19 protein-coding genes and 1 tRNA gene are annotated in these 20724 nt (G+C 66.1%); 12 read left to right on the top strand and 8 right to left on the bottom strand.

Going from position 1 to position 20724, the window contains the following annotated elements; all coding sequences use genetic code 11:
• Position 1 precedes the first annotated feature (1 nt).
• The gene (locus IEY70_RS06565) at positions 2 to 1180 is read right to left on the bottom strand and encodes a tyrosine-type recombinase/integrase (RefSeq protein ID WP_189064208.1); all 1179 of its coding nucleotides are present in this window, start codon (positions 1178 to 1180) and stop codon (positions 2 to 4) included.
• 204 nt (positions 1181 to 1384) lie between these two features.
• Between IEY70_RS06565 and IEY70_RS06560 the strand changes: the two genes are divergently transcribed.
• The 4 genes from IEY70_RS06560 (at position 1385) to IEY70_RS06545 (ending at position 5342) form a co-directional block, all read left to right on the top strand.
• On the top strand, positions 1385 to 1777 hold the full coding sequence (locus IEY70_RS06560; protein WP_189064207.1) for a hypothetical protein: 393 nt from the start codon (positions 1385 to 1387) through the stop codon (positions 1775 to 1777).
• Positions 1778 to 1920: 143 nt separating this feature from the next.
• Positions 1921 to 2121, top strand: a complete 201-nt coding sequence (locus tag IEY70_RS06555; RefSeq protein ID WP_189064206.1) for a helix-turn-helix domain-containing protein — start codon at positions 1921 to 1923, stop codon at positions 2119 to 2121.
• Positions 2114 to 3319: a tyrosine-type recombinase/integrase gene (locus tag IEY70_RS06550; protein ID WP_189064205.1), complete on the top strand. Its 1206-nt coding sequence runs from the start codon at positions 2114 to 2116 to the stop codon at positions 3317 to 3319. Before IEY70_RS06555 ends, IEY70_RS06550 begins: the two co-directional genes overlap by 8 nt.
• A 397-nt stretch (positions 3320 to 3716) precedes the next feature.
• The gene (locus tag IEY70_RS06545) at positions 3717 to 5342 is read left to right on the top strand and encodes a hypothetical protein (protein WP_189064204.1); all 1626 of its coding nucleotides are present in this window, start codon (positions 3717 to 3719) and stop codon (positions 5340 to 5342) included.
• Positions 5343 to 5397: 55 nt separating this feature from the next.
• Here IEY70_RS06545 and IEY70_RS06540 read toward each other — a convergent pair whose 3' ends face one another.
• The 4 genes from IEY70_RS06540 to IEY70_RS06525 form a co-directional block, all read right to left on the bottom strand.
• Positions 5398 to 6243 (bottom strand): hypothetical protein, encoded by an 846-nt coding sequence (locus IEY70_RS06540; RefSeq protein ID WP_189064203.1) that lies wholly within the window; start codon positions 6241 to 6243, stop codon positions 5398 to 5400.
• Between the two features lie 328 nt (positions 6244 to 6571).
• Positions 6572 to 7294 carry a hypothetical protein gene (locus tag IEY70_RS06535; RefSeq protein ID WP_189064202.1) on the bottom strand — a complete coding sequence of 241 codons (723 nt, stop codon included), beginning with the start codon at positions 7292 to 7294 and terminating at the stop codon, positions 6572 to 6574.
• 1015 nt (positions 7295 to 8309) lie between these two features.
• Positions 8310 to 8888 carry a T6SS immunity protein Tdi1 domain-containing protein gene (locus tag IEY70_RS06530; RefSeq protein WP_189064201.1) on the bottom strand — a complete coding sequence of 193 codons (579 nt, stop codon included), beginning with the start codon at positions 8886 to 8888 and terminating at the stop codon, positions 8310 to 8312.
• A gap of 16 nt (positions 8889 to 8904) precedes the next feature.
• Complete coding sequence (locus IEY70_RS06525; RefSeq protein WP_189064200.1) at positions 8905 to 9261, bottom strand: polymorphic toxin type 15 domain-containing protein; 357 nt, start codon at positions 9259 to 9261, stop codon at positions 8905 to 8907.
• A 576-nt stretch (positions 9262 to 9837) separates the two neighbouring features.
• Here IEY70_RS06525 and IEY70_RS06520 point away from each other — a divergent pair.
• Positions 9838 to 9914, top strand: a tRNA-Arg gene (locus IEY70_RS06520).
• 93 nt (positions 9915 to 10007) lie between these two features.
• On the opposite strand, the gene IEY70_RS06515 is transcribed toward IEY70_RS06520, so the two are convergent.
• The 3 genes from IEY70_RS06515 to IEY70_RS06505 all read right to left on the bottom strand — a co-directional run bounded on the left by IEY70_RS06515 (position 10008) and on the right by IEY70_RS06505 (position 11974).
• Positions 10008 to 10553, bottom strand: a complete 546-nt coding sequence (locus IEY70_RS06515) for a hypothetical protein (RefSeq protein ID WP_189064199.1) — start codon at positions 10551 to 10553, stop codon at positions 10008 to 10010.
• Positions 10554 to 10606: 53 nt separating this feature from the next.
• On the bottom strand, positions 10607 to 11056 hold the full coding sequence (locus IEY70_RS06510) for a hypothetical protein (protein WP_189064198.1): 450 nt from the start codon (positions 11054 to 11056) through the stop codon (positions 10607 to 10609).
• 153 nt (positions 11057 to 11209) lie between these two features.
• Entirely contained in the window at positions 11210 to 11974 is a 765-nt protein-coding gene (locus IEY70_RS06505; protein WP_189064197.1) for an HD domain-containing protein, read from the bottom strand.
• A 228-nt stretch (positions 11975 to 12202) separates the two neighbouring features.
• Between IEY70_RS06505 and IEY70_RS06500 the strand changes: the two genes are divergently transcribed.
• The 7 genes from IEY70_RS06500 (at position 12203) to IEY70_RS06470 (ending at position 20641) form a co-directional block, all read left to right on the top strand.
• A complete protein-coding gene (locus tag IEY70_RS06500) occupies positions 12203 to 13021 on the top strand; it encodes an MHYT domain-containing protein (RefSeq protein ID WP_189064196.1) in 819 nt (272 codons plus the stop codon).
• 147 nt (positions 13022 to 13168) lie between these two features.
• Positions 13169 to 13531, top strand: a complete 363-nt coding sequence (locus tag IEY70_RS06495) for a response regulator (RefSeq protein ID WP_189064195.1) — start codon at positions 13169 to 13171, stop codon at positions 13529 to 13531.
• The gene (locus IEY70_RS06490; RefSeq protein ID WP_189064194.1) at positions 13531 to 13917 is read left to right on the top strand and encodes a chemotaxis protein CheW; all 387 of its coding nucleotides are present in this window, start codon (positions 13531 to 13533) and stop codon (positions 13915 to 13917) included. Before IEY70_RS06495 ends, IEY70_RS06490 begins: the two co-directional genes overlap by 1 nt.
• Positions 13918 to 14000: 83 nt before the next feature.
• Positions 14001 to 16214, top strand: coding sequence for a methyl-accepting chemotaxis protein (locus IEY70_RS06485; RefSeq protein WP_229777696.1), 2214 nt, complete (start codon positions 14001 to 14003; stop codon positions 16212 to 16214).
• A gap of 79 nt (positions 16215 to 16293) precedes the next feature.
• On the top strand, positions 16294 to 19029 hold the full coding sequence (locus IEY70_RS06480; protein WP_189064193.1) for a hybrid sensor histidine kinase/response regulator: 2736 nt from the start codon (positions 16294 to 16296) through the stop codon (positions 19027 to 19029).
• Positions 19026 to 19784, top strand: a complete 759-nt coding sequence (locus IEY70_RS06475) for a DUF4388 domain-containing protein (protein ID WP_189064192.1) — start codon at positions 19026 to 19028, stop codon at positions 19782 to 19784. Before IEY70_RS06480 ends, IEY70_RS06475 begins: the two co-directional genes overlap by 4 nt.
• Positions 19781 to 20641 (top strand): response regulator, encoded by an 861-nt coding sequence (locus IEY70_RS06470; RefSeq protein WP_189064191.1) that lies wholly within the window; start codon positions 19781 to 19783, stop codon positions 20639 to 20641. The genes IEY70_RS06475 and IEY70_RS06470 overlap by 4 nt, the downstream gene beginning before the upstream one ends.
• Positions 20642 to 20724 lie beyond the last annotated feature (83 nt).

The following is a 20724-nucleotide window of genomic DNA, read 5'->3' as shown; positions in this document are numbered from 1 at the left end:
CTCAGGCGACCTGGTCGCTGTCTCCCTGAGCGGCGGTTCTGTCCGGGTTCTGAAGCCGCAGCGGCCTGGGGGTGAGCAGGTCTCCCAGCGCGAAGGTGTGCTGCTCGTGCTCCTCCAGGAAGACATGCCGGTAGATGTCAGCGGTCGTGCTCGGCCTCGAGTGGCCCAGCTTCTCGCTGACCACCTCCATGGGCACCCCCATGCTCAGCATCAGGCTGGCGTAGGTGTGCCGCAGGTCGTGGAAGCGCACCGCCCCAAGCCCCGCCTGTCGCGCGAGGCGGCCGGCCAGTTTGGTCAGGGAGTCCGGGTAGAGGCGGCGTCCATCCGCGCCCGTGAACACGTGCTCTGCGGTTGTCAGCCCCTGGGTCTGCTGCGCCGTCCACTGCCGGCGCAGCAAGGCGACCGTCTCCGGAGCCAGGTGCAGGTCGCGGACACCGGACTCCGTCTTGGGCGTGCCGAGCGTGGCCTGACCGTTCACCACCGTGAGATTCTCGCGGACGCGCAGCAGGCCCTTGTCGAGGTCTATGTGCGCCCATTTCAGGGCGCAGACCTCGCCCCGCCTCAGGCCGCTGGCGATGACGAACTCGAAGAGCAGGCCCAGCCGGTGGTGTTGGGCGGCTTTCAGGAAGACCGTGACCTCCCGGGCGTCCAGCGCTCTGGCCGTCCGGCTGCGTTTGAAGTTGGGCAGTCGGGCCACCTCTGCGACGTTCCGGCTCACGATCTCGTCCAGTAATGCCTCCTGCAGCGCCTGACGCAGAATCACCCGCACCTGATGCAGCAGTGACTTCGAGAAGCCCTGATCGGCCAGCTTGACGTAGGCGCCCCGCACCTCGCTGGGCTTGAGGTCCTGCAGCCTGCGGTGACCGAGGAGAGGACCCAGATGCCGCTCGATGACGTACGCGTAGTTCGCCAGGGTCTTCGGCGCGAGGTTCGGGCGTTTGAGCTCCAGCCAGCGCGGCAGCCACTCCGCGAGTCGGATCTGGCTGGGGACCGGCAGCAGGCCCCGCTGCTGGTCCGCCACCGCCTGCACGCGCGCCCGGTCCGCATCTTTCTTCGTCTTCTCCGTGCCGCTCTTGAGCAGCTGCTTGCCCTGATCGTCGAAGCCCAGCGTGACCTGCCAGCGGTAACTCCCACTCGGCAGCTTCTTGACACACCCCTCGCCATTCTCACGTCGTTTCATCCGGTTTTCTCCCTCCCGGTGAGCGTTCTGCTCTTCCGGGAGTGGGATGTTCGCTCAAGTCGCGGGATACATCCAGGGCAGCGCAGAACTCTAGACGCCGTCCAGAACAGTTCAGGCCGAAGAGTGTGCAGTGGGTCGCGCTGCTGCAGATTGAGCCGACTATGCTTGTGGTTGACCGCCCGCTGAGGCGCTTGCCTTTCCCTGATGACCTTTCCTTCCTCCACTCCCGCTGCCGCCCCGCGCTCAGGCGCCCGGCGTCGTCATGCCGAACGGCGCCGGCAGGAAGCGGCGCAGGCTCAGGTCCTCGAAGCGACCGAACGGGCCTTCCGGACGTTCGCGCGGGGCCGCGCCGCGAGTCTGGCGCTGTTCGCCCAGGCCCGCCTGATCGGTCGACTGCAGGCCCTGCGTACCGCTGCGAGTGAGCTCGGCTTCGTCGATCTCACGGCGGAGCTCGGCGCGCTGATGACCGGCCTGCTGCGTACCCTGCAGGAGCAGCGCCTCGGCACCGAGGCGAAGCTCTCCCGGCTCACGCGGCCCAGACTCATCCGACCCCGGATTCACGCCGGGGTGGAGCCCCGACTCGCCGCACCGTGTTGAGCGGTCAAGCGGCTTGTGGTGCTGCTCAACACGGTGTGACTGCCTGACCCCGCCCCGTCAGCCCTGCTGACCTGCTCCGCCCCGCGCGTCGAGCCGCGGCCTCACCACGCTGAAGACCTCCGTCCCCACACGAGGCTTCGAACTTGAAACCCTACCTGTCCATCCAGGAATTTGCCGAGTACCTCGGCGTCAGCAAGAAAGTCGTCTACGGCATGGTCCGCTCCGAGGCCATCTTCGCCGTGCGCGTCGGCCAGAAGGAGTACCGCATTTCCGCCGAGGCGGTCCACGCCTGGGAAGCCGAGCAGCGCCGCCAGCATGAGCAGCGCCGGGAGCGCCATGGCTGAGGCGCCCCACACCAGGCGGTCGAGGACCCCCAACGGCGCGGGCAGCCTGCGGCCCTACCGCGGGCAGTACCGGGTCAAGGTCACCGTGACCACCGCAGGCGGCCAGCAGCAGGTCAGCCGGGTCGTGCCCACCGAGGCCGAGGGCCGGCTGGTGCTGGCCCAGCTTCTCGCCGACCACAGCCGCGGCCTGCTCCGGAGCCCCAGCACCCTGACGGTCGAGGCCCTGCTCCGCGAACTCGTCGAGAGCCGGCGGGCCGAGTGGAAGCCCAAGACCCTCGCGAACAACGAGGACCTGATCCGCCTGCATCTGGTGCCGCACCTCGGTGCCGTCAAGGTGCAGAAACTCAGGGCCCAGCACGTCCTGCAGCTCTACACCCTGCTGGCCCGCTCCTACAGCCCCTCCCTGCTGAGGCAGGTGCGGGCCGTGCTGCGGCAGGCCCTGCAACTCGCGGTGGTAAACGATGTCGTGCCGCGCAATGTCGCGAAGGACGTCGACCTGCCCACTGCCCGCACCTCCCGGCGCAGCCGCCAGAACCGCGCCCTGAGCTCCGCGCAGCTTCAGGACTTCCTTCAGGCGGCGGCGCCGTTCGAGGAGGTCGCCGGCCCGGTCTTCCACATCGCGGGCCTGCTCGGCCTGCGCCGGGGTGAGGCCGCCGCGCTGCGCTGGGAGCACGTCGATCTGGACCAGGGCATCCTGCACGTCCGCGACAACCTCGTGGTGGTCCGGGGGCGACCGACCCCCGGCACGCCCAAGACGCAGGCGGGTGACCGGACCGTGCCGCTGGCAACCGAGACCGTGGCGCTGCTGGCCGCCTGGCAGGGTCGGCAGCGCGCGCTCGGAGTGATGGTGGGGGAGAAGTGGGTCGACAGCGGCCACGTCTTCACGACCCTCCGGGGCACCCCCTTCCACCCGGACCGGCTCTCCACGCTGGCACGGGAGTTCGGCACCCAGGCAGGTCTGGCGCACGTGACCTTCCACGGCCTGCGGCATACCAGCGCCAGCCTGCATCTGGCGAGGGGCGTCCCGGCCGAAGTCGTGAAGACCTGGCTGGGTCACGAGAACGTGAACCTGACCCTCAACACCTACCGCACCGTGTACAGCCATGAACACCGCCTGCACGTGACCGGGATGAGCGGCCTCCTCCAGCAGGGCCCAGTCAACCTCACCCTCGACACCCTCCGGCGGGTGGGCACCTGACGCGGCACCGCTGCCCCGATCAGGCCCATAAGACCCCGTTCGGCCATCGCCGGTCGTCTGATTTTTCATCCGGAAAAGTGCCGTGTGAGACGCCATTCAGGAACGGTCAGTGGGCTTTCAGGAACAGGACCGGGGCACCAGGGGCACCCAGCAGACCCCAAACAACACCAACCGGAACATCACCCCGTCCAGCACGGCAGAAAACGGCACGAACCGCCAGCAACCGCCACGAAAGTTCAGGAAGAAGAAGTCAACTTCACGACTTACACGTTCCAACTTCTTCCTGAAAAAAGGCCGTGTCCGGCCGTTCAGGAACAAACCGTGAAACGTCGCTGCTCCGACTTGCTTTTTTCCTGCATCAGAGCGAGTAATCACACACCCCGAAGGAGGGTCTCCCATGACCAGCATGACGACCACAGCCCAACCCCGACCACTTCCCGTCCATCCCGGAATGACCGAACAGTCTTCGCCCCTCACCGCCGGGCAGGGCTGGCAGTACTACCTCACGCTCCCCCGCGAGAACGGCAAGCCTGGAACGAATGCTGAGCGCAGCGCTGTCGATCTGGGCAACCGCCTGCGGGCCTTCAAGGACGCGGCGCTCGGCTTCGCCCATACGGAGGACCTCAACAAGGTGCCGCTCTCGTTCCTCGCCCGGGATGTGGACACGGTGCTCGACGACCTCATCCTCGGCACCACGCGGCGACTGGGTCACGCCCCGAACGCGAAAATGGCCAGCAACCTGCGCTCCAGCCTCCGCCACCTCCGGACCGCTCTGAGTGATCTGCTCAAACTGCCTGGCGTCGCCCCGAAGGCCGCCAGACAGCTTCGCCGGATCGAACAGGGCCGGTGGCAGAAAGGTCTGCGCTCCGACCAGTGGCCTGCAGGCCTGCGGGCCGAACTCGAGCAGATGCGCGAGGCGTACACGGACCCGGACTACGCGGGTCCCGGGTACAAGTACCTGGTCACGAAGACCCTGAGGCCCATCTCCTTCGACAACTTCGCGACCAGCCTCAACCGACTGGTGGCCTTCCTGCTGCACGAAAAAGGCTACCAGGAGCTGACCCTGCTCGACCTGATCGACCCCGCCCGCTTCCTGCAATTCCGCCAGTGGTACTTCAAGCAGGTGAAGCGGGGTGGCCACGCCTTCTTCCAGCGGGTCTGTACGGGTCTGGCGAAAATCGCGGCCTACCTGAAAGCAATCGGCTCACTGGAGACCCCCTTTGAGGTGACGTCCACGCACCCGGAAACCCCCTGGATGCAGTTCGTGATGATCGGCCGGAGGAAAAGGCAGGAGGGGTACGCGAAGAAGCAATACGCGGACGCCGAAAAGCTCCCCATCCGCACCCCGGGGGAGTTGGCCGCCCTGGCACGCAAGCTACGGGACCTGCCCCCGCGAACCACGGACGGCCGGGCCCCGTCGCGCCGACAGGCCTTCCGGCGGCTGTTTGCCGCGGTGTTCTTCGGCCTGGGGGTCTACGCCCCTGTCCGGGGCCGGAACTGGCGAGAGATGCGCTGGGGCGATCACCTGAGGGAGGAACAGCCGGGCGAGTGGTGGATCGAGTTTAGCGGCGCAGACCTGAAAAACGGCACCTACGGCGACCGGGTGAATACCTATCGGCTGCGCCTGCCGCAAGGAGCAATAGCGTGGGTTCTCTGGTGGCGTGAGCAGCTGCGGGCCTTTCTGGGCGACCACTTTGAGCAGGTCACGCCTCTGGTGTTCCCGATGCTGTCGACCCTACAGGATGATCAGGGGAACTACTGCTGGGTGCAGATGAGCCACAAGTACTTCCTGGAGTGCGTGGATAACGCCGCGCTGGAGGTTCTCGGGCAGCGTTTCCGGCCGCATATGATCCGGCACTGCGTCGCCACGCACATCGTGGGAGGGGGCCAGATCGAGGATGCCCAGCAGGCCGCGACCCTCCTGGGGGACACGCTGAGCACCGTACTCAGAATCTACTTCCGGCCGGACAAGCAGCGGGCGCTGGACGAGGGGTACTACGCGGAACTGGACGCCGACCAGTAAGACAGAACGCAGAGGGGGCGCACCTGATCGTGCGCCCCCTCTTGTCTGTTGTGAGCTACTTCTGGGCGCGGTCTTCGAGGGCCTCGTCGATCAGGGCGCGGATGTCGGGTGCCGTGAGGTACAGGGCAAGCAGGTCGATGTGCAGGTAGGCCCGCGTGCGCTCTGCCGATGGCAAGCTGCGCCGCACCTGGTCGTTGGCCGTCAGCGTGGTGCGGTAGCTCAGCTGCACCACCTCATTGCGGAGGGTGGGTGCCCCGCGGGCGGGCAAGCGGCAGCGGGTCAGGAGCGCCGCGACGTTGCTGGCCTCTTCAGGAACTGAGGCGACTGGCGTGCGCGCGTAGCGGATGTCCTGCACCTGTCTCACACGCTGCCTGAACTCCGGGAGGCTGAGATAAGCCAGGGCGAGCGTCGACTGCAGGTCGCTGCGGGAGGCCCCACGGGGCGCACTCTCTTTCCAGGCGTCATGCAGGGCGCGTTCAAAGGACCGGGTGACGCGGTAAGTCACCTGAGTTTTAGCCTGAGTGAGGGGTTGACGGGTGAACCAGGGGAGATCCAGCCGGTGGGCTAAATGCCGCATGCTCTCCAGGCTGGGGCTTGAGGCGGGCGGGCTGGCCTCAACGGGGAGCAGCGGAGGCGTGGCGCGCCGATCCGACTGACGCAGGTGCTGGGCTTCCAGGCGGTCAAGGTCGCTGCCCTGCCCTCTCACGAGTCGTGCGTGAGCCTGGAGGTGATCCGTGAGGGTGGGCTCGGCGGGCTGCGTCTGGCGGTACAGCGACCAGAGGCCCGCCTTGAGCGTGAGCCCCTGCACCTCCGTTGGCGTAAACGGCGCCAGGTGGGGCAGCAGACGGGTGAGGTAGAGGCGAGCGGCCTGTAAGTTGAGCTGATCTTCTGACGGTGTCATGAAGCCTCCTGCCCCGCCTGCGGTCTGGCGAGGCAGCACACACTGGATCAGGCTCGCTCACACAGTCAAGCCCGTCTAGAACAGCTTTTTCACATAACCTGCTTCATTTGTAGACTGCGGGTGCAACGCATACGTGCTTGGGCTCGCGACACGCGTCACAACCTCAATTTCTCCTTACTGAACTACTGATTCGTCCTTTGATTCGAAGCGCCACGTGCAGGCAGCCAGAATTCTGGCGAATTCAGGAGTCCAGCCAACGTCCTGCCCAGTTTCATCAGCAGCATTACTCTGGCGCGCTATCAATTTATGCGGGGATTAATAGCTGAAGTTACAGAACGCCAGGCACTCCAGCGTAGTGCAAGCCCCAGCGAACCTCTTTCGAGAGAACCTTCGGGTGGATTTCACCCCGTTTGATGGCAAGACGAAGGTGTTCCAGCGAGGGATAAAGCGTCTTCTGCTCACGCAGATAACCCAGAAGGGCCTGCCGCGCAATGTAAGACGGCACTGGTTCGGTGAGGGGCGAAGACCCCGCCTCGTGCTGCTCTGGGCTCCCCAAGTACATGACCTTGTTTAAGCGGCGGTCATAAAATGCATGGATACCGTTATCTGAGCCCAACGGCTTAAGAATCGTGTCCAGATCGGCGGTATCTATGAAGGTTCCACGGCGGGTCATGGACATTTCTGGAGACCAGTCTACAGGTACCATAAAGTCCCCTAACTCTTCGCTACTGAGAGCGGCGAATTTGAAGCCTTCAGGGGTGTGAATGATGGTCAACCACGGCGTGGGAGCCGTAGGTCCATGATGCTGGTCCACGACGGCTACGTCGACAAACTGTTGACCATCAAAGAAAACTAGGCCCCGCGAAGTAAGCGAATCCAAGAAATGTCGACTATCTGCGGGTGACATGAAGCCCACACGAACAAGATGGTCATCGCGACAGCCCGTAGCGTTGGGAATCAACGCATCAAAATGAGCGATGCCGCCACGCATCTTCTCCTTAATGGCTTTCGTTCTGACAATGACACTGATTGCTTCAATTAAGACAGCCATATGATATGCCTCCTCCTTGATCGGTCCAGTGCCTGGGGAGATTTTTGCCGACGCCCCCATTCCTCTTTGCCCTCGGGGTGTAGCAAAAGAAAATGCCTCTGGGGATGGTTCTTATAGGGTCAAGGAGCTGAGGTCAGAGGCGACGAGGGACGGTGATGTTTGCGAGCCGGACAGGACTGACTGGATGTAGATGCTGAGTGTCGAGAAGCAGACTCGAGCATCGAATTGAGAGTGCCCGCATATTGGGAGGGGCGGGGCATCAGGTCGCTCCTAATCATCCGCAAATCGTTGCTATCACATATTTTCCTTACCTGGGTCGTGCCTTGTCCGTGCCTTATTGGAGCAGACCCTGGAGACGTGCTGGAGCCCGCCAGCGAAGGCTTTCCCTCGGGAAACTCCCTGAACCACGGAGTTATGGCCATCAGCAGGTGCCAAGGATCATCAGGGACGCTGGGAAGCTTCCACCTACGGATCAGAAGGCCAGGGGTTCGAATCCCTTCGGGCACACCACAGAAACTCCCTCCCAGAGGGAGTTTTTCATTTTGGGCACGCGCACGGTCAGGGGCGCGTGCCTTGTTCGTGCCTTACGGCGTGGGACGGGCATTAAATTCTCAGACATGCTGGGTCCGCCGGCCGCTTCTTGCACCATTGAGGACGACTGAACTGAGTGCCTCGGCCGCTGCCATCGGGTTGCAGAAGTTGAACGCCTCGCCGGACACGCACGCTGGGCTGACGGTATCTCCTTCCTGAGGTGCCCCTTTCAGTACCGGAAACTCGGGTTCAATCGCGTCTGGCACGCGAAAAAACCGTTGCGTGGCTCTATTGATAACGGCGTAAATCCGCATCACCTGTGCTGTCCTCCAAGGTGTCCTGGCCAGCGTCCCTCCAACACAAGAGAGTGACGAGTAATGTCAACTTACGCCGGTGTCAATAGATGACGTTGGAGAGAATGTCGTAATTTTTGACGGTCTGGACGGTAAAAAGCTGAAGATGTCCGGTGCTGAAGAGGCAAGGTCTACTTGGTCGGGAGGCCGGAAATTTCTGCCAGGAAGTGCAGGTGCTCACGTAGCTTGACGCGTTGCACTGTCTCTGCCGATGGCTCACCACCCATTGTAATCGGCGGGAAAAACCCGAAACACTCCTCACTTGTAAGGAGCGGGTCTACAGGCATCAGATCCTCGTAGACTTCCCCGTAAAGGCTGTACTGATACGAAACGTCATCCAGCAAGACCTCCTCGAAGAGGGCACTTGCGTGCCCCAGTGTGTGGAAATTGTCGGTCACGTCGATATAGCCGGCAACAGTCGCATTTTCCAGATTCGAGAAAATGTACGGGTAGCCGAACACCGTGGTCATGAACGGGAACAGTTCCGGCCCTTCGTAGACGCCGTCGTCGTCCCGCATCAACCGAAACCAAGGCATGTAACTCTCCTGCCATTTCTCCGGGTCGATCACGCGGAAAAAGCCGTTTCTGGATGTGCAGATGCCATACTCTTCGTAAATATGGCGGATCACCGGGTGATTGATCGTCATGGCAGGTCGGAGAACCGGCCCGGCTGGCTTGTCGAAGTACATGGAGAAGAATTCTTCAATCATGGTCATCCTTGGCGAGTCATCCTTGTCGAACGTCGACTGTAATAGGCGACATGCTGACCGTCGCGTAGTTACTGTGGGAGACGTACGGTCGGACGTGATCTTCGATCTTACGGACGAGGCCCTTCCAGCCCGCTCCAGTTGAAGAGTTGATCCGCGTGACACCGTAAGCGTCAAGGCCCGAGCCAGGGAACACGGTTGCGGAGCCGCCGCCGACCTGATCAAGAGAATGGAGCATGCTCTTGTACACGTCTACCGGTCCGAACGCCTGTCTGCCGAAGGGCTTGAGCCACGCGTTCGTCTGGGGTATTTCGCTGTTCCCGGTCATCAGGGCCTTGAAGCCGTCATACTTGACTATCAACCCGAGGCTGTTCACGTTCTGTTCGTTGACCGGCAGGCCCGGCGGTATGGCCAGGACCCAAACTTTGACCTCGCCAGGACTCCCGCTGCATGAGGAAGGATCGTGCCTTGTGCGTGCCTTACCCGGGCAGGCCTCACAGGCGCTCCAAGACCTTCGAAGGACAGCAGGTGACCTGAGAAACCCCGTTAAGTACACTGCGTTTATCTTTTAGATAAACCGCGCGGAGCGCGTAGCAGAGGAAGTATGTTGAAGCGGGAATGGAGAGGTTCCGGCGCCTTCCCGGAATCTCGCAATGTTAGCTTCGACGTACTTAAAAGCACTGTTGAGGGCATCTACGGGTGCCAAGGGTCATCAGGGACGTTTGAAAGCTGCCACCTACGGATCAGAAGGCCAGGGGTTCGAATCCCTTCGGGCACACCACCACAGCAGAGCCCCCGCCACGCGTGGGTGTTTCGCTCTTGCGACCCGCGCCGTGCTGCTGCCCTGGCGCCGCACCCCACCATCCCCACTTGCAATTTCCGCCTGAACCCTGTAGCCTCTTTCGGCTGGGCAACGAGTGCCCGCAACAAAAGCGCCAGCAACACATAGGACGTGCCCGTAGCTCAGCTGGATAGAGCGTCTGACTACGGATCAGAAGGCCAGGGGTTCGAATCCCTTCGGGCACACCATAGAAACTCCCCCTCCCAGAGGGGGATTTTTCATTCCTGCGCTCCGGATACTCCCAGGATCCCGGGCCAGCCGCGTCGCTCCAGTCACGGACCTCAAGCCTGACTCAGCAGGTGGCAGTAGGGTTGCAGGTCGCCCACGTAGATTTCTGAGGTCAGCTCGTCTCCTCCCAGCGGGACAGCTGGGCTCAGGCAGTAGCAGGTGGTGGCGTTAATATGGTGGCCTGCCTCCCACATCTCCTGATGACGTGCGAACAGGACATCATCCTCGATGTACTCCGCCTCGCTCAGCGTCATGATGGCGGTGTGGAAGGAATCTGCAATCAGTAGAAGCTCCCTGTTCGTTGGCGAGAAGAAGAAACAGCGTCCACTCCGGTCGAACAGGTGAAAGTCGCCAAACGAAGTCCGCGCGAATGGAATCAGGCTCCGGTCAAGGTCAAACATCGGCGCAAACCAGCCGGTTTCCTGCGGATGGACCAGCCACACGAACCCATCCTCGCGAGAGCCGAATCCGACTTCCTGCCAGAACAGCCGCAGGAACTCCGGATACTCGCGCAGGGTGTCGGCAGCAGGCTTCACCGCGCCGATGACCGTCCCGAACTGCTGGCGAAAGTAGAGGATAGCCTCGGTATCTGGCGTCATGGATGCGACCTCACGTTGAGAGAAACGGGCCGTGACCTGTGCACGACTGGCCGTCAACGGCTGTACAGACGTCGGATCAGCGCGGCGTCCAGCGGAAGGTAGGTGTCACGGACATTCAGCGTGATCGGCAGAGCACTCGCGGCAATCGCTTCGAGCACGCGGCGGACACCCTGTGATGGAAGTTCCTCGGCGTGGCCGATCAGTTGATGGATGCTCACGGGATCAGGTCGTTCAGACCTCAGCGCAAGCATCTGATTGTCAGTGGCGTCGTGAAGGGTCAGATTGACGGTCGTGTCGCCCGACCCGCAGATGTAACGGACGATCAGTGACGTGCGGGTTCGCCGCAGACTGAACTCGGCCTGGTACGGCACGGCCCAACCCTGCTCGAACAGGATGCCGAACGTCCCCGAGGGCTGCCAGCCGCGTGCCAGCATGACCTGAACAAAGGTGTCCAGGTCGCGGCGTTGCAGCGCCGAGAGGTCTGATGCTCTGAGATGCGCCATGGGATCAGTGACGGGTCCGGCTCATGCGGATTCCGTCTGTTTCGTCGACCACCCGGAACTTCACCGGATTGCCAGTTCCACGTCCGGAATCCGCCCGGCTTCCACTCGCTCTGCTCTGATTGGAGGGTTTGCTAAAACCGTTCAATCGGAGTGTCAGACGGACCCCGTCCCGCTGGCGTCCTGTGACCGGGGTGCCTGGGCGTCTCGCAGCAGCGGCAGCCCTCGGGTCTGGTCGGCGGTCAGGCCGGTGGCGTGTTCGAGGTCGGTGACGGTCCGTTCGAGTTCGCGTAGCAGGGCGCGCAGGCGCGGCTGGGTGTGGGTGGCGGGCGCGGCCTGGTAGTGGTCGCTCAGCAGGCGGTAGTACTGCATGGTGCCGGCGTGTCCCTGCCCGAAGCGGTCGAAGTACGCGTGGCGCTGGTCGGTGGGGAGTGCGCTCACGTCGGCGAGGATGGTGCGGGCGTTGTGCAGTTTGTCGGCGGCGCTGACGAGGAGTGAGGCGGCGCTTTTGTGGTGCAGGCCGCTCAGGTATTCGGTCTTGCGGGCGGGCCAGGGGCGTTTGGGCTGGCCGGGGGCGGGGGTGTCGTCGGTGGCGTCGTCCACGAGGCGGGCGACGCTCTCCCCGAACGTTCCGGCGATCTGTTCGCGCAGGTGGGTGGGTGTGTGGCCGGTGTTGGCGGGGCCGTCTTCGAGGGCGTCGTGGAGGAGTGCGGCGACGGCCTGATCCTCGGTCGCGCCGTATTCCAGGGCGATGGATGCCACGCCCAGCAGGTGCGACAGGTACGGAACGGTGGGTGTGGCGCTGCCGGTGACCTTGCGGTACTGCCCGGCGTGCCAGTGGCTGGCGAGGGTCAGGGCGGCCGTGAATCGGTCGGTCAGTGGGAAGCTGGTCTGTGTGTCGGTGTGGGGGAGGTCGGTCATGCCTTCACCATACGGGGCGCGTCTGTGCGCCTGCGGGGCAGGTGCGTGGGGTGGGGAAGAGGGCCGTTACGGGGAAAGGAGCGTCCGCACGGCAGGAATGTGCGGTTTCTGGCATTCGTTGGTGGCGTTCTATGAGGTGACTGGTCAGTAAGTTTTATGTGAGTTCACTGGGTTTATGGTTCAGGGACGTTGAACGGTGGGCCAACCGTGACGAAGGAGGAACGACCTATGGATCACTCTCAGATGGTGAGCGCGCAGTGGAACAGCTCGTACATCGTGCTGTCCTACATCATTGCGGCGCTGGCTTCGTACGTCTCGCTGGAACTCGCGGGACGCGCCGGACAGAACTTCACTCAGAGCACCAGCCGCTTCTGGCTGGTTGCGCAGGCACTGGTGCTCGGGTACGGCATCTGGGCCATGCACTTCGTGGGCATGCTGGCCTACCAGGTGGACGTGGCCGCCAGCTTCAACACGGGTCTGACCGTGTTCTCCGGCCTGATCGCCGTGGCCATGATCTACCCCGCGCTGCGCATCCTGCATGCCGGACCCCTGACCCTGGGCCGCCTGGCTGCCGCCGGGTCGATCGCCGGTCTGGGGATCGTGGTCATGCACTACACCGGCATGGCCGCCTACCAGATGCCCGGCACGGAAGCGCAGATCGTGTGGTTCCCGCTGATCGCGTCGGTCCTGATTGCCGTGGGCGCCAGCATGGTCGCGTTCTTCCTGTTCCGCCTGCTGTCCAGTGAATGGGTCAGCCGCCAGACCCGCATGGGCCTGTTCGGCGTGAAGCTCGGCGCGGGCCTCGTGATGGGCGCCGCCGTGATCGGCATGCACTACACCGGCATGGCCGCCCTGAACTATCACGTGGTCGACGAGATGAAGACCGGACTGGCGTCCGGCGGCGTGGACACCTCGCTGCTGGCCCTGATCGTGGGTGTCGTGTCGTTCCTGCTGATCGGTCTGGCCGTCACGAGCATCCTGATGGACGCCGGGCGCGGCGGCGACCTGGACGAGATGGACTTCGGTTCCGGCAGCGCCGCCGACTGACCCGGCCGACTGACCCCCGCCCGCTGCGGGCCGCGCGCCCACCTCTTCTGTTTCCGTCTTCCCGTTTCGCCCCCTCCCCGGAAAGGTTTTCCGGTTGCGCCCGGCCCCACCCAGTGGGGCGCGGCCCCCAAAGGAAGTTGAATCTGCATGGCACGAATCCTGATCGTTGATGACTCCCCCGCCGACCTGAAATTCATGGAAGCCGCCCTGAACGGCAGCGCCCACACCGTCACCGCCCTGAACGACCCCGCGCAGGTGGAAGCCGTGGCCGAGCAGGTCAAACCCGACCTGCTGATGGTGGACGTCGTGATGCCCGGCCGCAACGGCTACGAGGTCGTGCGCGGCCTGCGTCGCCAGCCCGGCATGGAGTCCCTGAAGGTCGTGTTCGTGTCCAGCAAGGGCAACGAAACCGACGTGAAATGGGGCCTGCGTCAGGGAGCCGACGATTACATCGTCAAGCCCTACACCCCGGACCAGCTGCACGGCGTGATCGCCAAACTGATCGGCTGATGCCCGACGCGCTGCTGGTCCGCATTCAGGGCGAGAGGCTGGCCCTGCCCCTCTCGGGCGAGCAGACCATCGCCGAACTCGGACCGGTCGCGCCCCTCCCGAACGGCGAGCCGCTCCTGCTGGGCCTGACCACCGTGCAGGGGCGCGCCGTGCCGCTGGTGAACCTCGCCCCGCTGCTGCCCGGCGAACCTGCCGCCGACGAGCCCCGCCTGATGGTCCTGACCAGCCTCGAAGGGGACCGCGTGGCCCTGCTGGTCAACGAGGTGTTCGGCGTCACGGCGCTGCCCACCCCGCCCGTCAGCAGCGCCCTGCTGATCGACTTGCCCGGCGGTCCGCTGCTGAACCCGCCCGTGCTGGCCCGCGAACTGCGCGACTCCCTGGGCTGACCCCCGCCCGCCTTCCTGTCCGTCCCTGCCCGCCCCCCGCTCCGCTGCCCCCAGGCCGCTCCCTTCCCCCCGGAGGTTCACCCATGCAACTCCAGTTCCAGACTGCCCGACTGTCCCGCCCTTCCCGCACCGCCCAGGATCAGCGCGTCGGCTGGCTGGGACAACTGCGCGTGGGTCAGAAACTCTCGCTGACCGCGCTGGCCTTCGGCGTGCCGCTGACCATCCTGGTGAGCATCATGCTGGCCGGGCAGCAGAGCAACATCAGCTTCGCGCAGCGCGAACTGAGCGGCCTGCAACTGTTCGGGCCGCTCAGCGCCATCAGCAACAACGTGAACGCCTTCATGGACGGCGCGCTCGAAGGGGACACCGCCCGCGCCGAGAAGTCCGCCGCTGGCGTGGACGCCGCGCTGGACGCCCTGGAACCCATGGTGGACCCCATCTACCGCAGCCGCATCGAGGAGTTCCGCAAGGAGTGGAAGGTGCTGCCCGACGCCATCGGCACGCAGGCCGACCTGAGCATCGTGCAGGCCTTCAGCAGCCTGACCGCCAACTACCAGCGCGGCATGACCGAGGACGCCCTGACCCAGTCGGGCCTGATGCTCGACCCGGTCGCCGACACCTTCTTCACCATGGACGCCACGCTGCGAATCCTGCCGGAAATCCTGACCCGCCTGCACGTGGCCAGCCTGACCGCCGAGGCGGGCCTGCGCGAACCCGGTGACGACAGCGCCTACCTGGAACTGATCCGCCGCCTGAACGTGCAGATGGAAAGCGCGCTGGTCGCCTACCAGTCCAGCGTGGAACGCGCCGTGCGCGTGAACCCCGCCCTGGAAGACACCCTCGGGAAGTCCGCGCAGACCTTCGCGGACTCCCTGACCCCGGTCCTGGCCGACCTGAACGCAGCGGTCGAGAAAGGCACCCTGAACGGCGTGAACGCCAGCAGCATCGAGGACGGCGCGTCACTGAAAGGCACCGCCACCCTGAACGTGGGCACCAAGGTCCTGGGCGGCCTGCTGCAAGAGCGCGTGGACGACGCCAGACGGCAACTGCTGATCGCGCTGACGCTGGTGGCCGCCGCGCTGATCCTGGCGTTCACGCTGCTGATCCGCCTGTCACGCTCGATCGTCAAGCCCCTCTCGGAACTGACCCGCGCCAGCCGCGCCCTGACCCAGGGCGACCTGAACGTGCAGGTGCCCGTGCAGACCCGCGATGAACTGGGCTTCATGGCCTACACCTTCAACAACGCGACCGCGCAGCTGCGCGCCAACGAACAGAAGAACGTCGCCGAACGTGAAGAAGCGCAGCGCCTGCAGGGCAACATCGGCTCGTTCCTGGACGTGACCATGGACATCGCGGGCGGCGACCTGACCCGCCGCGGCGTCGTCAGTGAGGACGTGCTGGGGAACGTCGTGGACTCCATCAACGTGATGGTCGACGAGCTGGGCGCCGTTCTGGGCGAGGTGCAGAAAGCCTCGGCGTCCGTGACGTCCGCCAGCCGCGAGATGCTGGGCACCACCGACCAGATCGTGCGCGGCGCCGACACCACCACCGCCGAAACGCGCCGCGTGGCCGAGCAGGTGCAGGCCGTGACCGAAGGCTTCCGCGAGATGGCCGACGCCGCCCGCCAGAGCGCCGAATCCGCCCGCCAGGCGCTCGCGGCCTCCCAGCAGGGTCGCGAGGCCGTGCTGGGCACCCTGGACGGCATGCAGAACATCCGCCGCGAGGTGCAGGGCGTGTCCCGCCGAATCAAGACGCTGGGTGAACGCTCGCTGGAAATTCAGGAAATCGTGGACACCATCTCGCGCCTGTCCAGCCAGACCAACCTTCTGGCACTGAACGCCTCCATCGAGGCGGCCGGTGCAGGGGCCGCCGGCAGCCGCTTCGCGATCGTGGCAGACGAAGTGCGTAAACTCGCGGACTCCTCCGCGCAGGCCACCGCGCGCATCGCCAGCCTGATCCGCACGGTGCAGCTGGAAATCACGGAGGTCGTCACCAGCGTGGAAGACGGCACCCGCGAGGTGGAACAGGGCTACCGCGTCGCCGCGACCGCCGGGGAGCGCATCGAGGAACTGGGCACGCTGGCCGCGCAGGCCGCGCAGTTCGCGGAACGAATCAACGCCGCCACCACCGAACAGGTGCGCAGCGTCGAGCAGGTGAGCGAATCGGTGCAGCAGATCGGTCAGGTGGCCGAGCAGTCGCACGAGAGCGTGCAGCAGGGCCGTGACGCCGCGCAGCGCCTGCAGCACCTCGCGCAGAACCTGCTGCAGAGCCTGTCGCGCTTCAAGCTGCCCAGCTGAACGTACGGGGGTCACGCCTGCCCGCGTGGCCCCCTGTCCCTCCGCCCGCCCCCCTTCACGCCCTGAGAGGAAACCAGCCATGACGTCCGTTCCCTACAACCCGGTCACCCTGGACGCGGACCTGACCGCCACGTACCTGCAAGACGCCCGCAGCGTCACGGCCGGGCTCGAGGACGCGACCGTCGACCTGTGGATGCCCACCACCCGCATGCAGGCCATGGAAACCCTGTGGGTGCTCGGCCACCGCCTGCAGGGCACCGCCGGCCTGTACGGCTACCCGCAGACCGCCGCGCTGGCCGGCCTGCTCGAACGCCTGATGGAAGGCCGCGCCAGCTTCCCCGAGACGGCCGTGCCGCACATCACCGAGGTGCTCGAACGCGCCGTGGGGTGCCTGAACACCGCCCTGGACCGCATCGAACGCGGCGAGGGCGAGGGCGACGTGGGCCTGATGTTCGCGCACAAGGACGGCCCGCAGCACGTCACGGCGCTGCTGCAGGCCCATCCCTTCGAACTCAAGGCCCGCGACGCCCTGAGCGATCTGCGCGAGGAGCAACCCTTCGCGGTCATCAACGCACCCATCTGGGAGGACTTCGGGCCGGAAGCGGCCGAACTGACCGCCGCGCTCCGCCAGGGCCTGGATTCGGACACCCCGGACCTGACCGCGCTGTTCCGCGCGGCGCACACCCTGAAAGGCAGCAGCGCCATGGTGGGGTTGCAGGACCTTGCGGACACCGGTCACGCCCTGGAAGACCTGATGTCCAGCGCCCGGGAGGACGGCATTCCCCTGGACCGCGCGCTGCCGCTGCTCGAGGACGGCCTGAACGTGGCCGAGGCGGTCCTGGCTCACGCCGAGGGCCGCCTGGGCTCGCAGACGGACCGCGTGCAGACCTACCGCGCCAGCGTGGCCGCGCTGCTGGGCGGTCAGGCCCCGGCCCTGCCGGTCCCGGTCACGCCCACCGACACCGCCCGCAGCGAAACCCGCCTGAGCGTGCGCGTGGACAGCGCCCGCCTGGACGGCATGCTGGACGACGTGGCCGGACTGGTCGCCAGCCGCGCCCGCCTGAACGGCCTGTTCCTGCGCCAGCAGGCGCTCTCTGGAAGCCTGGACGCCGCGCACGAACGCGTGCAGCGCACCGTGCGCGACTTCGAGGAACGCTACCTGAACCCCCACCTGACACCCGGCGGCAGCATGGGCGCAGGCATGGGAGCGGGCAACGCCGGTGCAGGAGGCCCAACCGCCCGCCCGGCCGGGGACCTGCAACTCCAGGACCGCCTCGCGGACTTCGGGGCGCTGGAACTCGACACGTACGACGACCTGAACATCCTGGCGCGCGCCGTGACCGAACTGAGCGCCGACCTGACCGAGATCCGCGCCCAGACCGCGCAGGGCATCAGCGCGCTGGGCGACGAACTGACCAGCCTGGAAAAACTGACCCGCCAGCTGCGCGTGGAACTCAGCCGCGCCCGCCTGCTGCCGGTCAGCCGCGTCACCGCGCCCCTGCACCGCTGGGCGGGCCGCCGCGACGACCTGACCCTCACCATTCACGGCGAGGACAGCCTGATCGACGCGCAGCACGCCGGACCGCTGGGCGAGGCGCTGCTGCACCTGCTCACCAACGCCGCCGTGCACGGCGGGCAGGCGCCGGAAGAACGCGCCGCGCAGGGCAAACCCGGCCGCCTGCAGGTCAGCGTGAACGCCCGCGTGGCCGACGGACACCTCAGCGTGACCGTGCAGGACGACGGACGCGGACTGAACTTCGACGCCCTGCGCCAGCGCGCCCTTCAGTCCGGGCACGCCAGCGCCGGGGAACTCGCCGCGTACACCGACGACCAGACCGCGCAACTGGTGTTCCTGCCGGGCCTCAGCACCGCCGGGCAGGTCACGCAGGAAGCCGGACGTGGCGTCGGCATGGACGCCGTACGCGACGCCATCGCCCGCATGGGCGGCCGCGTGAACCTGCGCAGCCAGCCCGGCCAGGGCACCGCCATCACCCTGCACGTCCCGGTCGCGCAGCAGATCACGGACGTGCTGGTCATGCGCGTCGGCACGCAACGCGTCGCCATCCTCGCCTCGCAGATGCAGGGCATGAGCGTCCTGGACGGCGAGGCCCCCGCCGGCAGCGTGGACCTGAACGACCTGTGGGGCGAGGCGCCCGCCAGCGTCCGCTACGTGGCCCGCGTCGCGCTGGCCGGCGAGCACGGCGCCGGGACCCTGCACCTGCTGGTCGACGAGTTCCTGAGCCTCGAGGAAATCGTGCTGCGTCCCGCCGGGCAACTGCTGGGCAACCTGGGGTACCTGAGCGGCATGACCACCCTGAACGACGCGTCGGGCCGCGCCTTCCCGGTCGCGATTCTCGACCCGGCCGGACTGGCGCAGGCCAGCGCCCGTGGCGTGCGCCGCGCCGAGCGCCGCACGGCCGCCCCCACCGCCGCCGCGCACATCCTGCTGGTCGACGACAGCCTCAGCGTGCGCCGCCACGTGGGCCGCAGCCTCGAACGCTTCGGCTTCCAGGTCACCACCGCCAGCGACGGCCAGGAAGCCCTGGAACGCCTGCTGGCCGGGGAACGCGCCGACCTGCTGCTCAGCGACCTCGAGATGCCCCGCATGAACGGCTTCGAGCTCCTGCGCGCCGTACGCAGCAGCCCCGCGCACACGGGACTGCCGGTCGTGATCATGACCACCCGCGCCGGCGAGAAACACCAGCAGCTTGCCATGGAACTCGGCGCCAGCGACTACCTCGCCAAACCCGCCGAGGAACGCCTGCTGCAACGCCGCCTGACCGCGCTGCTGCCCGCCGGGAAGGTGAGCGCATGACCTGGGGAGGTTCCGACAGCTGCTGCCTGGTGGTCTCGCCGCACCTGTCACGCGCCCTGTCACACGCCGCGCTGATCGAAGTGGCCGGCTGGACCGCCACCACCGCCGCCGGGGGCCTGCACGCCCTGACGCAGATCGAACGCGAGAAACCGTACCTGGTGATCATCGACCCGCACCTCGAGGACCTCAGCCCGGCCGACCTGCACGAGATCCTGCGGGACGACCCGGCCAGCGCCGAGACCATCGTCCTGATTCCCGGCGCGCAACTGCCCAAACGCTACGGCGGCCCGCACGACGTGACCGTGCCCGCCGGACTGAGCGTGCCCGAGGGCCTGGCCCGCGCCCTGGCCCGCCTGGGCGAACTGACCGCGCCCCGCTGGGCCGACCCGGACGCCGCCGCCATGCACGGCACCCTGACCTCGCTGGGCCTGACCGACGTGCTGCTGTGCACCCAGGACCTGCAACTGACGGGCCTGCTGATCCTGCACCTGGGCGCGCAACCCGCGCACCTGGTGCTGCGCCGGGGTGAGATCATCGACGCGGAATTCGCGGACCTGAACCCCACCCAGGCCGCCACGCACCTGCTGACCGTCTCCGGGCCCGGCGAGTTCCGCTTCCACCTGATTTCCCCCGACGCCCTGAACGGGTACCCTAAACAGATCACGCTTCCCACGTCCCGCCTGCTGATGGAAGCCGCCGTGCAGATCGATCATTCTCAGGCAACATCACCCAACGCCGCCCTGGAGGCCTCATGAACCCGTCTGACCTGCCCCCCACCCCCACCACCATCCTGGTCGTCGACGACAGCGTCAGCGTCCGCAAGGCCCTGGAACGCATCCTGGCCCCGCAGGGCTACGTGGTCCGCATGGCCGACAGCGCCGAGAACGCCCTGCTGAACCTCGAACCGCTGCCCGACATGATCCTGGCCGACATCCTGATGCCCGGCATGAGCGGCCTGGAACTGGCCCGCATCCTGGGTGACCGTCAGCTGAACATTCCCGTGATGCTCATGAGCGGCATCGTGGACGACGTGACCCAGCGTGACGCCAGCAACGCCGGAGCCTGCGGCGTGCTGCGCAAACCCTTCACGCCCACCGAACTGCTGCCCGCCATCGAACCGCACCTGCAGGCCGCCCTCGCGCGGCGCCAGGACACCCCCGCCAGCAGTGATCCTGTCCCGGCGGTCAGTGAGCCCGCCCCGGTTCCTGCCCCGCAGGCCGCCGCTGCCCCTGCCGTGCCTGCCCCCGCCGCACCGGTGCCCGCCTCACCCGCACCGGCCGCCCCGACGCACACCCACAGCGGGCCGCTGGCCTCGCTGCGCGCCGTTCCCGGCGTGCTCGGCGCGGTGCTGTACGACGCCGACGGCGAACGCCAGGACGCGTTCGGCGAGGCCCTCTCCGAGAACTTCGGCATGTACGCCCGCTTCCTGGTGACGGCCGCCGCCACCGCCAGCTTCCACCTGAACCGCGGCGACCTGAGCGGCGTACAGGTCACGTACGGCCAGCAGACGCTGCTGCTGACCCCCTACCGCGACGGGCAGCTCGTGACGCTGCTGGCCGCCGCCAGCGACGCCGCCGCCGTGCACGGCTGGCAGGGCGCCCAGCTGAACTGATACGGACTCCGAGTGAATGGCTTACAAAGCCGTTCAATCCGAGCGAAACGAGTGGGAAACAAACGGAACCCGTACGAGGAGGG

Origin of the sequence: Deinococcus seoulensis (assembly GCF_014648115.1) — a bacterium.
In the GTDB taxonomy this organism is placed as follows: Bacteria; Deinococcota; Deinococci; order Deinococcales; family Deinococcaceae; genus Deinococcus; species Deinococcus seoulensis.
Note: the sequence above shows the minus strand (reverse complement) of the source record. Positions and strands in the feature narration are given on the sequence as shown.